Below are 14259 nucleotides of genomic sequence, written 5' to 3'. Positions count from 1 at the left end.
GTTCCGACGGTTCCCCGGCAAGCGTCGGACCTCACGCTTTGCCCGACCACTCCCAGCGTGCCGTGCCAAGTCTTGGCCATGCCACCCCCGCTCCGACGAGCGTAACCGGGGCGGAGCGAGCGCTGAGGTGGAGCGTGCAGGGGGCGTCGTTGCCGCTTGGCTGGGAGCCGATTGCCGAGGCACTGCCGCAGCTTGAACGAATCGTGGCGGAGCCTCACGGACTCTGGGTGTGGCTGCGCGCGGGATATTCCTGGCGCAACGATGCCGAGGCTGTTCGCGAGGGTCTTGCGCTCATGATTGCCGAGGCGGCGCCCCACCTCGCGGAGTTTGAGTCTCAAATCGGGGTGGACAGGCGCGTCGAGGCCGTGCGTCTTGCCGCGACCGATGTGATTGACGGTGACCTCGCGCCCTACATCGCCTCGCACGGCGGAAAAGTGCACATCGTTGGTGTCGAGTGGGGCGATGCCGGGCCGGTGGTGAGTGTCGAGTTCGCAGGGGCGTGCAAGGGCTGCGAACTGTCCGAAGTGACGCTCCACCTGCGCATTGAGAAGGCGCTCGCGGAGCGCGTTCCCGCGCTTGCTGAGGTGCGCGATGCGACCCCGCGCACGGCGCCGCGGCTCTTCCAGGGACTTTTTCGCCGCCCGCCTGTGTCTTCTTCGTGAGGGTGTAGGTAGGTGCTTCATCCGCCCCTCGTTGCGGGCGGCACGCGCACGTCTTGACTGTTCTTTGAAAAAAATTCACGTGGGCGTCACTTTTACTGCGGATGTTGGTCCCTCGCGTAGAGCACTGTAACTGCGTCCGATCACCAACCACATTGAAGGGATGCCTCCAATGGTGCTCCACCTCCCGCTCCTCATGAAGGATCACGTTCGCGGCAAGCGTTCCGCAGTGACCTGCGCACTCAAGTGCGACAACCAGTGCGCGAAGCCCGCATGCAACACGAGCAACAACTCCTACATCGGTGACATCGTCTCCGCCGCGATCAGCCGCCGCTCGCTCCTCGGCGGTGCTGCCGCAAGCGCCCTCGTGATCGCCGCCGGCGGCACGCAGGGCATGGGTCAGGCCGCCTTCGCTGCCGACCCGAGCGCCCCGAACCCCACGATCGGCTCGGCCCCCGAAGCGCCGAATGGCTCGAAGCTCCGCTTCACCCCCATCGCTCCCGTCAACAAGGATGTCGACGAATTCAATGTCCCCGAGGGCTACCGCTGGGAGCCCGTCATCAAGTGGGGCGACCCCCTCTTCGACGACTCGCCTGAGTTCGACTGGAACAACCAGACTCCCGAAGCCCAGGCGAAGCAGTTCGGGTACAACAACGACTACACGGAGATCCAGGAGATCCCCGGCTCGGATGGCCTGCGCGCCGTCATGTTCGTGAACCACGAGTACACGAACGCGAACATCATGTTCCCGGAGGACATGATGAAGGAAGACCAGGTCGCCATCACGATGGCTGCGCAGGGGCTCACCGTCGTGGAGCTCGAGCGCAAGGACCGCAAGTCGCCCTACACCTACGTGAAGGGCGGAAAACTCAACCGCCGCTTCCTCCTCGACACGGAGTATGAACTCACCGGCCCCGCCGCGGGCTCCGAATTCGTGATAACGAAGGACGACCCCAAGGGCCGCACGATCCTCGGCACCTTCGCGAACTGCTCGGGTGGCCTCACCCCGTGGGGCACGCTCCTTTCGGGCGAAGAAAACTTCCACGGCTACTTCGTTGCCGATGAGAACATTCAGTCGAACGCCCGCCTCGGGCTCGGCTCGGGCGAGACCGTATACGGCTTCGATATGATTGAGGACCGTTTCAACGCGACCAACCACGGCTACGAGAATGAGGTCAACCGCTTCGGTTACGTCATCGAGATCGACCCGTGGGACCCCACCTCGACCCCGAAGAAGCACTCCGCGATCGGCCGCTTCAAGCACGAGGGTGCGAACGTCATCATCGCCGAGGACGGCCGCGCGGTTGTCTACTCCGGTGACGATGAGCGCTTCGAGTACATGTACAAGTTCGTCTCCAAGGAGAAGTACGTCGAGGGCGATCGCAAGCACAACATGACGCTCCTCACCGAGGGCGATCTCTACGTCGCGCGCTTCTACGGCAACTCGCCCAAGGAAGAAATCGACGGCAGCGGCGCCGTTCCTTCGGACGGTCAGTTCGACGGCACCGGCGAATGGGTTCCGCTGATCCTGGGCGGCAAGTCGCAGGTTGAGGGCATGACTGTCGAAGAGATTGCGGTCAACACCCGCACCGCTGCCGACAAGGTGGAGCCCACCAAGATGGACCGTCCCGAGGACGTCGAGCCCTCGCACCACTCGCGCAAGGTGTACGCGGCCCTCACGAACAACTCGAAGCGCGAGATCTTCCAGGTGGATGAAGTGAACCCGCGCCAGAAGAACCGCGACGGTCAGGTTCTCGAGCTCGACGAGCAGGGTGACCAGACGAGCACCGAGTTCGCGTGGAACCTTCTCCTCGTGGCCGGCGACCCGAACGGTGGCGACCAAACCTTCTACGGCAACGTCGATCCGACGTCGGTTTCGCCCATTTCCTGCCCGGACAACCTCGCGTTCGACTCTGTGGGCAACCTCTGGATTTCGACCGACGGTGCCCCGAGCGGGATCGGCTACAACGATGGCCTGTTCCGCGTGACCCTCGAGGGAGACATGCGCGGCAACGTCGAGCAGTTCCTCTCTGTGCCTCGCGAGGCAGAGACGTGTGGCCCGATCGTTCGCGACGAGGACTACTCGGCATTCGTGTCGGTTCAGCACCCGGGTGAAGATGGCAAGTTCAGCGAGCAGCACTCCTTCTTCCCTGAGTACAACCAGACCGGCCCGCGCCCGACGGTCGTGCAGGTTCTGCCGATTTGGGATGAGGCTGAGGAGCCGAAGCCCGAGCCTAAGCCGGAAGAGCCCAAGCCCAAGCCCGAGCCGAAGCCGGAACAGCCGAAGCCGGAAGAGCCGAAGCCCGAGGAGCCCAAGCCCGAGGAGCCGTCGGCACAGCCTGCGCCCGGCAAGGACCCGAGCGACGCGGCTGTTCCGGTTGCGCCCGCTCCCAAGAAGCCGGAGAAGAAGCAGCCGAAGAAGCCGGTCAAGAAGGTTAAGAAGGATGCAGAAAACAACCGTGGTCCGCTTCCGCGCACCGGTTTCGAGGCCGCTCCGGTCGCCGCAGGCGCCGCGGCTTTGCTCGCCGCTGGCGGCATGATGGCTGCAAAGTCCGCCAAGGACGCTAAGCCTGCAACCGAGGCTGAAGGTGACGGCCAGGCCGACGCCTGAGCATGATCCGCTGAGCCCTAGGGCTTAAACGGGAGGGGTCTCGCGCTGCGGCGCGGGGCCCCTCCCTGGTTTTGCCTTAATTCCTGGGGGAGAAAAGCGACGCTACGACACCTGAAGGGGCTCTCTAGTCTGTTTGCTCCCCTCTCAAAGCCGTGGAACCGGCACTCCCTGCCCGGCAACGTGCTCATGACGAGAGCCAGCCGCGGTCGCGCGCCACGGTGAAGGCTTCGAAGCGGTTGGCCGCACCAACTTTTGCCATCGCGTTCGAGAGGTAGTTTCGGCAGGTTCCGGCCGCGAGGTGCGCTTCGGAGGCGATGTCGTCGATGGAAAGGCCCCGCCCCGCTAGTTCAAGTAGTTCCCGCTCGCGGACCGTGAGGGGGCTGTCGCCCTGGTTGATCGCGAGGGCCGCTGTTTCGGGGTCGAGGTAGCGCCGTCCGGCGTGGACGGTGCGGATGGCCGCGGCGAACTCTTTCGCGTCCGACGTTTTCGGGAGGAATCCCGCGATACCGCGTTCGAGCGCGCGCTTGAGGGCTGCGGGCCGTGCGTGGCTCGTCACGATAAGCACCTGCACACCGGGGTGTTTCTCGCGCACGCGATGCGCAGTTTCGATGCCGTCGATCCCGCCAAGCTGCAGGTCGCACACGAGAACGTCGGCGCCGCCGGTGTCTCGGGCCCACCACTCGAGTATCTCCTCGCCCGAGCCGCACACGGTGGCGATCTCGAAATCCTCTTCGAGCCCGAGCAGGGTCGCGAGGGAAGAGGCAACGAGGGTTTCATCGTCGGCGATGGCGATGCGGATCATGCGCTCTCCTCGGGTGTGTGGGTGGGGGCGGGTCTGACACTCGCCGGCCCCTCGTCGAAGCATAGCCGCACGGTGAAGTGCGGGGCGTCATGCTCGACGGTGATGCTTCCGCCCGCTACGGCCACGCGGCGGCGGAGCGACTCGAGACCCGAGAGTGGGCCGGGGCTTTCGAGCGCGCCGTCGTTCGTCATAGCCACGTTGTCCTCGGCAAGAGTGAGGCGCGCACTCGTGGCGTGGGAGTGGCGGAGGATGTTGGTGGTGGCTTCGCGGACGAACCAGGCGGCGTCTTCTCGACGGCTGTCGGGAACGTCGAGGGAGTCGCCGTCGACGCGGACGTTGATGTGTGAGGCTCCAAGGAGCGCACGGGCTTCGGCGATCTCCGTGGCGAGATTGATGCGCCGGTAGCCGTGGGCGACGGCGCGCATATCGGCGGTGCTGGCCTTCACGAGTTCCTGGAGTTCGCGAAGTTCCTTCATGGCGTTCCTATCGCCACGTTCGACGAGGGCGATCGCCACCTGTGTTTTGAGGCTGATCGCCGCGAGCCTCTGACCCATCGTGTCGTGAAGCTCTTGGGCGAAGCGGAGTCGTTCCGCGCTGACGTGGAGTTCGGCATCGAGTTTGCGGGCCCGGTCAGCGTCGCGCAAAACGTCGAGGCCCCAGAAGGCGGAGAGCGTGGCGGTGAGGAAGATGAGGGGAATGCAGATCGATGTGAGTGCGGTGCTGGCGTCAATCCTGAGCTGCGTTGCGCACGTGAGAAGGGCGGCGACGGTGACGGCGATCCACTTGTGTCGCATCCACGGCGCGTGGGCGAGTGCGAAGAGCGCGGTGCACAGAATCGCGTAGACGCTTGCCCACGCCCCGATCGAAACGGGCGCGAGCACGGACACGAGGATGCACACGATCCAGCTCACGAGCACCAGAATGAAACTGACCCTCGCTCCACGCGCGCGTCCCCGTCTTTCAGGAAATAGTTCGAATGCGGGTTCGCGTAGGAGAGTGATGCTCACGAAGAGCGTGAGGGCAGCCGTGGCGACTGCCCACAGCAGAGGTGTGAGGCCCGCGTGCTTCGAGGTTGTTGCCGTGATACTGGGGATGGCAAAGAGGAGCCAAGTGAAGAGTGCCGCAAGCGCGACGGACCACTTCGTGTAGAGCGCGTATTTCTCCATGCTGCGAACGCGCGCCGGTTCTGCGGCGTGGTCGCCCGGGGCGGTGCTCATGCGGTGTCCTCTGTTTGTTGGCGGAAAAGGGGAAACTGGCGGGGCCGAGAGAAGCCCCACCAGTGTCCCACGGGTCGTAGTCGGCGGTTTACCGGTTAGATTCCCACTTCATGACCCTCGGCACGAGCACGAGGAGCGCTATGGCCCACAGTGCGAGCATGAGCATGGGCGCGGTTGCGGCCGCGAGAGCCGCGCCGGATTCGAGCGGCTCGAACCCACCGGTGACCGTCGTTCCCGACCATGCCAGGTGTGCGAGGTCCCCCATGAGCGCGAAGGGTGTGCGGTCGATGATGCGCGTGACCTGTTCGGGCATGAGCGCGCGGAAGGTGCTTTGGGAGGCGATCGCGAGGACCATAACGGGTAGCGAGGTGATCTGGGCGGCTTCGGCGTTGATCGTGAAGGCACTCGTGAGGAATCCGAGTGCCGCACTCACGGCGATCCCGCCGAGGACAGCGACGATGAGAGGAACGACGTTGACTGGTGCGGGAGCACCGAGAACGATGAGGAGGATTGGGGCGAGCACCATCAACACGACGGCGAGGAGGGAGCTCGGGGCAGCAATCGCCACGAGAATATCCGAGTCCTTCGCCTCTCCGGTGCGCAGACGCTTGAGGACCTTCTCGTCACGCCGAGTGGTCGACATCGAGAGAACCGAGTAGTACACGACGAGAAGCATCGTCATAAGCACGGACGTTTCGAGAGCGAGCGAGGCGGCGAAGGCCTCGCCGCCGCCCGTGGAGCTGAGCACGAACATGGCGACCGTGAGGCCAAGGGGGAAGAGAAGCGCCATGAACAGGAGAGTGGGATTGCGCAAAAACTGCGTGAGCTCGGCGCGCGCGAGGGCAATCGTGCGGGAAAGGCGGCTCGAGCGGGGTGTGGAATGTGCTGTGGCTGTTGCCGTGGTCATGGGGTGTCCTTTCGGTGGAAGCTTTGGTGTCTGCTGCGCGCCCGTCAGTTCTGTTCGCCTGCCACGCGCATGAAGACGGTCTCGAGGGATGCGGGGGTCGAGGAGAAGTCGCGCAGGGCGAGGCGCTCACTTCGCGCCCACTGCAAGATGGCGAGCGAGTGCTCCTGAAGGTGATCGGTTCGCACTTCGTACGTGGAGCCGGAGCGAGTGACCTGGGCGCCGGCAAGGGCGGGAGGCTGAGGGGCGGTGGAGGCGCCGGCGGCGTCGGACCCGTCCCCGACGCCGAAGCGGATCACCGATGCTTCCGTGGAGACGATGTCTCGCAGGCTGCCTTCGAGGACGATTGCTCCTCGGTGCATGATCCCGATTCGATCGCAGAGGCGCTCGGCTTCCTCAAGGTAGTGGGTCGTGAGGATCATCGTGACCCCTTGCGTTTTGAGGTTCTCGAGGAGTCTCCATACGCGGCGGCGCGATTCGGGGTCGAGCCCGGTCGTGGGCTCGTCGAGGAAGAGGATCGAGGGCTGCCCAACGAGGGCGCAGGCGAGGTCGAGGCGGCGCTGTTCACCGCCGGAGAGCGAGCCGACCTTGACCTTCGCGCGGTGCGTGAGGTCGACAGCGTCGAGGGCCCGCTCTGGGGGCATCGGCTGCGAGCACGTTCCTGCCCACATGCGAATCGTTTCAGCGGCGGTCAGTTGGGTGGGCAGGCCGCCGGATTGGAGCATGGTTCCCGTGTGGGGGCGAACGTTCGCGCGGTCCTTCGTGGGGTCCATGCCGAGGACCGATACGCTCCCGCTTGTGGCGGGTGCGAGGCCTTCGAGGATTTCGAGAGTTGACGTTTTGCCTGCGCCGTTCGTGCCGAGGAGGCCGTAGACCTCGCCTTCGGTGACGTGAAAGGAAATGCCGTCCACCGCGGTGAAGGCTTTCTTTTTCTTTGCGCCCGCGTATGTGCGGGTCAGGTTCGAGACGGTGATGGGGGTGTGTGCCGTGTTCATGTCTCCACTCTTCGCGATCGCTCGCGAACCCAGTAGTGGAAAACGTCAGGAGCTTCGCTGGGTTTTGTCACGCGTGCGAATGACAGATGTCAACAGGCACCCTGCGGCGGTGTTCACATTTCGCCACGGAGCTTCATGCCTCTTGCCTCGCTCGCTATCCTTGTGGGGGTATCAGTGCAGGTGAACAGAGGGAGGGTGCGCGGTGAAACCGCTCGTTCTGCAATCGGATTTCGGGTACGTCGATGGCGCCGTGAGCGCAATGTACGGCGTCGCCACGGGCGTGCACCCCGAATTGCGCATCCACGATGTCACGCACAACATTCCTCCCTATGACATTTGGGAGGGCTCCTACCGCCTCGCGCAGGTCGTGTCGTATTGGCCCGAAGGCACGGTGTTCGTTTCGGTCGTGGATCCGGGTGTTGGCTCGGATCGCTTGAGCGTGGTGGCGCGCACGTCGACCGGCCACTACGTCGTGACCCCGAACAACGGCACCCTCACTCACATCGAGAAGCTTTTCGGGATCGAGGAGCTGCGCGAGATCGACGAGCATTTCAATCGGCGCGAAGGTTCGGCGCATTCCTACACTTTCCACGGGCGTGACATTTACGCGTTCACCGGTGCGCGGCTCGCGAGCGGAACGATCACGTACGAGCAGGTCGGCCCGAGCCGCGAGGTGAGTGAGGTCGTGACCCTCCCGGTGCTTGCGCCGAAGATCGAGGGCAACGCACTTACGGGCACGATTGACGCGCACGATAACCGTTACGGCTCCCTGTGGACGTCCATCCCGCGCACCTTCTTTGAAGAGGCCGGTATTTTCCACGGCGACTACGTGCGCCTCACGATCACCCATAACGGGCAAACCGTTCACGCGACGAGCCTCGTGTATGCGCCGAGCTTCGCGCACGTCGAGGTTGGCGAATCGCTCATCTACGTGAATTCCCTTGATCGCGTGGCTGTCGCGATCAATCGTGGCTCGTACGCGAATGCCTTCCACCTCGGGCGCGGCAACAGCTGGCACGTCGTGTTCGAGAAGGTCGAAAAGTAAAGGATCCCCTCATGTCTACCCCTGAAACCCCTACGTCGAGTGCACCGCTTCCCGTGACCCGTAAGGTCTCTCCCGTGACGCAGGTCGTCGCCATCGGTATCGGTGCCGCCCTCTTTTTTGTCCTGAGCCGCTTCGTCGCGATTCCCGTCCCCGTGCCGAATCAATCGATCACGTTCCAGTACGCTCTCCTTGCGGTTCTCGCGGTCCTGTATGGCCCGTACGTCGCGGGCATCGCCGGTTTCGTGGGGCATATTCTCGCGGACGCAACCGGCTACGGCATTTGGCTTTCGTGGGAGATTCCGACGGCTGTATTCGGCCTCATCGTGGGCTTCTTCATGCTTCGTAACCGCGTAAACGAGGGGGAGTTCCCGCGCCGGGATCTCGTGCGCTTCAACCTCGCGGTCATCGTGGGTCACTTCGTTGCATGGGGCGTTCTCGCGTGGATTCTCGACGTGACGCTCATGGGCGAACCGTTCGATAAGGTCATCGTGCAGGGCCTCCTGGCCTTCGTGACGAATGCGATTCTCACCTGCGTGTTTGGCTCGATCATCCTCGCGCTGTACGCGAAGACGCGCATCCGCTCGGGCTCGCTCGAGGTGGGCGCTTAAGCGTTCCGCATGGCTCTTCCCTCCCATTCGCCCGAGGCGAACCGTGCCGCTCACGCCATCGTGTTCGATGACGTGAGCGTGCATTACCGCACCCAAAAACTTCCCTCGGTCGAGAACGTGAGCTTCACGATCGGCTGGGGGGAGAAGGTCGCGATCGTGGGGCCGAGTGGCTCGGGAAAGTCGACCCTGCTGCACGTGATGAACGGTCTCGTGCCGCACCGCTTCGAGGCACGCGTGAGTGGCAGCGTGAAGGTCGGTGGCGTGGATCCGGTGCGCGCACCGCTCGTGCGCACCGCCGGTGAGGCCGGCACGGTTCTCCAGGATTCCAACGCGCAGTTCGTCGCCCTCACGGTCGCGGAGGACATCGCCTTTTCGCTCGAGAACCAGGAGGTTGCCTCGGGCAACATGCCGAGCATCGTCGAGCGGGTCGCAAAACGCGTGGGCCTCACCGAGCTTCTCGAACACTCGCCGCACGAACTGAGTGGCGGGCAAAAGCAGCGCGTCGCCGTCGCGGGCGTGCTCGTGGACGACGTGCCGATTCTCCTGTTCGACGAGCCGCTCGCGAACCTTGACCCGGCGACGGGTCGCGCGATGATCGAACTGGCTGACGACCTCAATCGGGAGAGCGGCGCGAGTGTCGTCATCATCGAGCATCGTCTCGAAGAAGTGCTGCACAGGGGAGTCGATCGGATCCTCATGATGGCCGGCGGCCGCCTCGTTGCCGATACAACTCCGGATGAGCTCGTGACCTCCGGGCTCCTCACCGAGCACGGCATTCGCCGTCCGCTGCACCTCACGGCCCTCAACTATGCGGGGATCGAACCGCCAGCGTCGGCGCACCCCGCTCGGCTCGACACCCTCCGCCTGAGCGAGAGCGAATGCGCGCGGGTGCGAGAGTGGGGGCGTGAGCAGTGGTCCGCGAGGTTCGGCTCGGTTTCGGCTGAGGAAGTGCCGGGGGAGGGGTCCGACGCCACCGCGGCCATCAGCGTGCGCAATCTTCACGTGCTGCACGGCCACGATAAAGACCACGAGGGCGTGCACGCGCTGCGGGGAATCGATCTCGAGGTGCGGCGCGGAGAGATGCTCGCGATCCTCGGCAACAACGGCGCTGGAAAATCGACGCTCGCGAGCGCGATCACGGGTTTTGCGAAGCCGAACTCGGGCACCGTCGAGGTGCTCGGCGACGATGTTCTGAACTTGAGTATCGCCGAGATCGGCACGCGCGTGGGCTTCGTGCTTCAAGAACCGGGCCACATGATCTCGAAGCCGCTCATTTTCGACGAGGTCGCGCTCGGTCCACGCGCCCACGGCCTCGACGAGGAAGAGGTGCGCCGGCGCGTGGAATCTGCCCTCGAGACGTGCGGGCTCGCCCCGTTCAAAACCTGGCCCGTGAGCGCCCTCAGTCACGGCCAGAAGAAACGCGTGACGATCGCGGCCGCGCTCGCGCTCGAGCCCGAAATCCTCATTCTTGATGAGCCGACCGCTGGCCAGGACTTTCGCCACTACACGGAGTTCATGGAGTTCATTCGCGGCCTCAACCGTGCGGGCACGACGATTCTGCTCATCACACACGACATGCATCTTGCCCTCGAGTATGTGCCGCGCGCCGTCGTTCTGAGCGAAGGGGAGATCATCGCGGATTCTTCGCCCTCGCGAATCCTCGTCGACGATGACGTGACGACGCGCGCGAACCTCGTGCGCACGAGCCTCGATGCGCTCGCGGCAGCCGTCGGACTTCCCGTTTCCACCGGTGACGGCGCCACCCAAGAGTTTGGCCGCAGCGAGTTTGTCGAGGCTGTGATCGCGGTTGATCGCGAGAGGCGGGAGGTGGGCGATGCCCGCTAAGTCCGTTCTCGGGTACGTCGACCGGCCGGGGTTCCTGCACCGAGTCTCGGGGCTGTCGAAGCTTATGCTCGCCGTCACGAGCGTCGTGGGTGCGCTCGTGGGATTCGATGCGCGTTACCTTGCGGCGATGCTCGTGCTCAACATCGTGCTGTGGGTTCTCAGTCGCGTGAAGCTGCGCGACCTCGCCGTTGTGCTCGTCATCATTGCCGGTCTCATGCTGCTCAACAACGTGTTCATTTTCCTGTTCGCGCCCGGCTACGGAACCGAACTGTATGGCACACGCACCGTGCTCGTGAACGGCCCGTGGCACTGGGACATCACGAGTGAGCAGCTTTTTTATCAGCTCGTTGTGACCCTCAAGTACTTCGCGGTGCTTCCACCCGTGCTTTTGTTCATTGCGACGACGCGCCCGCCAGAGTTTGCGCAGTCACTGAACCGCATCGGCGTTCCGTACAAGATCGCCTACTCCGTCTCGATCGCCCTTCGGTACATCCCCGATATTCAGCGTGATTTCGTGACGATCTCGAAGGCGCATCAGGCGCGCGGACTCGAAACCTCATCGAAGGCGGGGATCGTGACGCGCGCGCGGAACATCGTGGGCGTCATCATCCCGCTTCTCCTCGGCGCGTTCGACCGCATCGAGGAAGTCGCGAGCGCTATGGAGCTGCGCGGTTTTGGGCGCGGCAAGCGGCGCACGTGGTACGGCAAGAAGCCCCTGACGTGGCGCGACGGGCTCATCATGGCCCTCTCCTTCGCCGTGCTCGCAGTGCCGATTGCGCTCGCGATCGTCAATGGCGGAAGGTTCTGGAACCCCTTCGCTTAGAAAATGACGTCAAAAAAGCTTGTTGTGGCGTCACAGTGGTGCTACTGTTGAGTTATGGAGATGTCACAGCAGACCGACGCTCTTGTTGAGCAGCTCGAGCATGTCGCTAACGTCGGTGGCGATGATCTCGGCTCCGCTATGAAGCGAGTGGGCCCCCTTGCCCGCCCCCTACTCAAGCTTGCCCTTCTCGATACGGTCACGACGGCGACCGCCGAGATTAGCGAGTCGCTCACGTTCGAGCGCGTGAGCGCGCGCCTTGCCCCCGAAGGTGTCAGATTTGATGTCACTCCAAAGCATCCTGACGCCACTCCCGCGCCTGAATCGGCCACCGCGGCGGATCAGGGACTCGATGAAGGCGATATTTCGCGGGTATCTCTTCGCCTGCCCGAAGGGCTCAAGGCCCGCGCGGAAAAGCGTGCGGAAGCCTCGGGCCAGAGTCTCAATGCCTGGCTCGTCCAGGTGATCCGCGATGCCGTTGTCGAACCCCGCACTTCGCAATTCACGAAGAATTGGGGCTTCACCCCCGATAACCCGCCGAAAGGCACGAACCCCGTCAAGGGATGGATCTAAGGAAGGGTCCCGCCATGAGCACCACAACCTATCGTTACGACGCCACCGGCGATGTGCGTGCCGAGCTCAAGTTGAACTATGCCGACGTCGCGATCACGACAAACACTACGAACCAGATCACGATCGACCTCGAGGGCGAAGAAGCCGCGGGAACGAGCGTGAAGTATCGCTTCGGGCGCCTCGCAATCAAGAGCCCTGACCGAAAAGCGCTCGACATTCTCCACCGCAAGCGCTCGCGCCTCACGGTGAGGCTTTCACTTCCCACCACGACAGCCCTCGAATGCGCAAGCGTCGCGAGCACGATCGAGCTTGAGGAGGTCCCACGCGAGGCACACTTCGATGCGGTCTCGAGCACCGTGAAGGCTTCTTCCGTGACCGCGCCTCTCTCGATCCAAGGGTTCAAGGTCAGGGCCGAGCTCGATGCTGTCTCCTCCCCGGTGGAGGTGAATGGTGCCGCGGCCAAGGTGAGCATCGGTGAGTTCTCGGGCGCGCTCGACGCGAAGGGCGCCTCGATCACTGTCGATATTGCCCGCGTCCACCGCGGTGATCTTCAGGTTGAGGGCCTCAAGGCCGCGTGCACCGTCGGGGTTTTGCCCGGCGTACACGTCCACACTGATTTTGACGGCCTTGCCTCGTCGTTCAATTCGAGCCTTACTCCGCGCGGGGTTCCGCAGGAGGGAGCGCCCGTGTTCCGCGTCAAGGTGGGCGGAACACGCACCTCGCTCGAACTCAACGAGGTCGCCTAATACGAGAGGGCCGGGATGACGCTTAGCGTCTCCCCGGCCCTCACAGTTATCTCGGGTGAGTGTTTACGGAGCGAGGCGGTCGACCTGCCAGCGGCCTTCTTCCGAATCCAAGGCCGTGAAGCGGATGCGGTCGTGCAGGCGCGAAGCGCCACCCTGCCAGAACTCAATCACGTGCGGGGTGAGTGCCCAGCCGCCCCAGTGCGGCGGGCGGGGAACGTCTTTGCCTTCGAAGCGTTTTTCAGCGCGCTCGTTCGCGAGCTGAATGTCTTCGCGTGAGTCGATGACGTCCGACTGCGAGCTTGCCCAGGCGCCGATCTGCGAACCACGCGGGCGAACCGCGAAGTAGGCGTCGGACTCCTCGGGGCTGATGCGGCGCACCTTGCCCTGGATGCGCACCTGGCGCTGAAGCGGCAGCCACGTGAAGTTCAGGGCGGCCTTGCGGTTCACGTCAAGGTCGTGTCCTTTTTGGGACTCGTAGTTGCCGAAGAACACGAACTTCTTGTTCTTGTGCTCCTTAAGGAGCAGTACGCGCGAATCTGGCCAATCAGTTTCCGGGTTGATTGTGGAGACGACCATGGCGTTCGGTTCGAGCACATCGCCCTCGCGGTCGCGACGCTCGATCGCGTCTCTCATCCATTCGTCAAACAGTGCGTGCGGGTCGTTGCCCGCGAGCGTTTTGGTGAGTTGGCCCTTCGTGTAATTCACGCGTTCCGCGCGAAGATCGGGCGCACTAGCCTTCTCGTTCATGACCTCTCCTCGAAACTCGATGCGGATCGTCCTCGATCCCGATCTACCACTCTAGCCCCGCCCTCTGGTCGCTTGCGGGGACTAAGGGAAGCATCAATGCTCGAGCGCCTCGAGCGCGTTGAGGGCCAGCAACCGAAGGGATGACGGAGGGCGTGGCGTGTAGCGTAAGGCACTAGGGGGGGTAGGATCCTTGCTGTCTAAGTGGTGTTCCAGGATGAGGGGGATCGTTGTGATGCGTAGACGTGCAAGGTTGCTTCGGGCCATCGTTACGGGGGCTGGTTTTATGGCAACATCCGCCTATGCGGGATCTTCCTCTCAATGTTTAGTTCGACGGCTGCACCACTCAGCGGCGAGGGGTACGCGTCGTATCAATGGAAAACTTATGCTGGGCGCACTGGCGAGAAGCGGCGTAATAACTGAAACGGCGATGTGAACTGTGATTCGGCTTGCTTCAGGAATGGCACCCGTGAAAAATCCTGTCAAAACCTCCACGTTTCTTATGTCAATAGTTGTCCTCTTGAGTCCCAGCGTTTTTATGGAGGTCTCCCGCGCTAATGGTGCGGTCGCCGATCAATTCTCCCTATTCACATTAGGGATATCGGATTTTCTGCCCTTCTTCATGCCAATTTTTGCCGCCCTGCTGTACGCGCCAGTGGTGATGCAGGAGGTCGGCACTGGGGGTGCGTG

General features: G+C 63.5%; 13 protein-coding genes. 8 read left to right on the top strand and 5 right to left on the bottom strand.

The features are described 5' to 3' along the window. Positions 1-134: 134 nt before the first annotated feature. Both FXY94_RS02560 and FXY94_RS02555 read left to right on the top strand, forming a co-directional pair. A complete protein-coding gene (locus FXY94_RS02560) occupies positions 135-662 on the top strand; it encodes a NifU family protein (RefSeq protein ID WP_051120602.1) in 528 nt (175 codons plus the stop codon). Positions 663-831: 169 nt separating this feature from the next. Continuing rightward, on the top strand, positions 832-3270 hold the full coding sequence (locus FXY94_RS02555; RefSeq protein ID WP_016663452.1) for a PhoX family protein: 2439 nt from the start codon (positions 832-834) through the stop codon (positions 3268-3270). Between the two features lie 184 nt (positions 3271-3454). Here the strand turns inward: FXY94_RS02555 and FXY94_RS02550 are convergent, their stop codons facing one another. The 4 genes from FXY94_RS02550 to FXY94_RS02535 form a co-directional block, all read right to left on the bottom strand. Next, positions 3455-4072 carry a response regulator transcription factor gene (locus FXY94_RS02550; RefSeq protein ID WP_016663451.1) on the bottom strand — a complete coding sequence of 206 codons (618 nt, stop codon included), beginning with the start codon at positions 4070-4072 and terminating at the stop codon, positions 3455-3457. Then, positions 4069-5289 carry a sensor histidine kinase gene (locus tag FXY94_RS02545; protein WP_016663450.1) on the bottom strand — a complete coding sequence of 407 codons (1221 nt, stop codon included), beginning with the start codon at positions 5287-5289 and terminating at the stop codon, positions 4069-4071. The genes FXY94_RS02550 and FXY94_RS02545 overlap by 4 nt, the downstream gene beginning before the upstream one ends. Positions 5290-5377: 88 nt before the next feature. Then, positions 5378-6196 carry an ABC transporter permease gene (locus FXY94_RS02540; RefSeq protein ID WP_016663449.1) on the bottom strand — a complete coding sequence of 273 codons (819 nt, stop codon included), beginning with the start codon at positions 6194-6196 and terminating at the stop codon, positions 5378-5380. Between the two features lie 44 nt (positions 6197-6240). Next, positions 6241-7188: an ABC transporter ATP-binding protein gene (locus tag FXY94_RS02535; protein ID WP_016663448.1), complete on the bottom strand. Its 948-nt coding sequence runs from the start codon at positions 7186-7188 to the stop codon at positions 6241-6243. 202 nt (positions 7189-7390) lie between these two features. Between FXY94_RS02535 and FXY94_RS02530 the strand changes: the two genes are divergently transcribed. The 6 genes from FXY94_RS02530 to FXY94_RS02505 are packed head-to-tail and all read left to right on the top strand — an operon-like array spanning position 7391 to position 12825. Continuing rightward, on the top strand, positions 7391-8233 hold the full coding sequence (locus FXY94_RS02530) for an SAM hydrolase/SAM-dependent halogenase family protein (protein ID WP_016663447.1): 843 nt from the start codon (positions 7391-7393) through the stop codon (positions 8231-8233). A gap of 11 nt (positions 8234-8244) precedes the next feature. Next, the gene (locus FXY94_RS02525; protein WP_016663446.1) at positions 8245-8841 is read left to right on the top strand and encodes an ECF-type riboflavin transporter substrate-binding protein; all 597 of its coding nucleotides are present in this window, start codon (positions 8245-8247) and stop codon (positions 8839-8841) included. 9 nt (positions 8842-8850) lie between these two features. Beyond that, positions 8851-10686: an ABC transporter ATP-binding protein gene (locus FXY94_RS02520; RefSeq protein WP_016663445.1), complete on the top strand. Its 1836-nt coding sequence runs from the start codon at positions 8851-8853 to the stop codon at positions 10684-10686. Then, positions 10676-11509 carry an energy-coupling factor transporter transmembrane component T family protein gene (locus FXY94_RS02515; RefSeq protein ID WP_016663444.1) on the top strand — a complete coding sequence of 278 codons (834 nt, stop codon included), beginning with the start codon at positions 10676-10678 and terminating at the stop codon, positions 11507-11509. The genes FXY94_RS02520 and FXY94_RS02515 overlap by 11 nt, the downstream gene beginning before the upstream one ends. Before the next feature lie 60 nt (positions 11510-11569). Beyond that, a complete protein-coding gene (locus FXY94_RS02510; protein ID WP_016663443.1) occupies positions 11570-12079 on the top strand; it encodes an Arc family DNA-binding protein in 510 nt (169 codons plus the stop codon). Positions 12080-12093: 14 nt separating this feature from the next. Beyond that, positions 12094-12825, top strand: a complete 732-nt coding sequence (locus tag FXY94_RS02505; RefSeq protein ID WP_016663442.1) for a hypothetical protein — start codon at positions 12094-12096, stop codon at positions 12823-12825. Positions 12826-12888: 63 nt separating this feature from the next. Here the strand turns inward: FXY94_RS02505 and pdxH are convergent, their stop codons facing one another. Then, the gene (gene pdxH, locus FXY94_RS02500) at positions 12889-13572 is read right to left on the bottom strand and encodes a pyridoxamine 5'-phosphate oxidase (protein WP_016663441.1); all 684 of its coding nucleotides are present in this window, start codon (positions 13570-13572) and stop codon (positions 12889-12891) included. Between the last annotated feature and the right edge of the window lie 687 nt (positions 13573-14259).

Source organism: Dermabacter jinjuensis, assembly GCF_902381725.1.
GTDB classification, from domain to species: Bacteria; Actinomycetota; Actinomycetes; order Actinomycetales; family Dermabacteraceae; genus Dermabacter; species Dermabacter hominis.
This window is presented reverse-complemented; position numbering and strand designations above follow the sequence as displayed.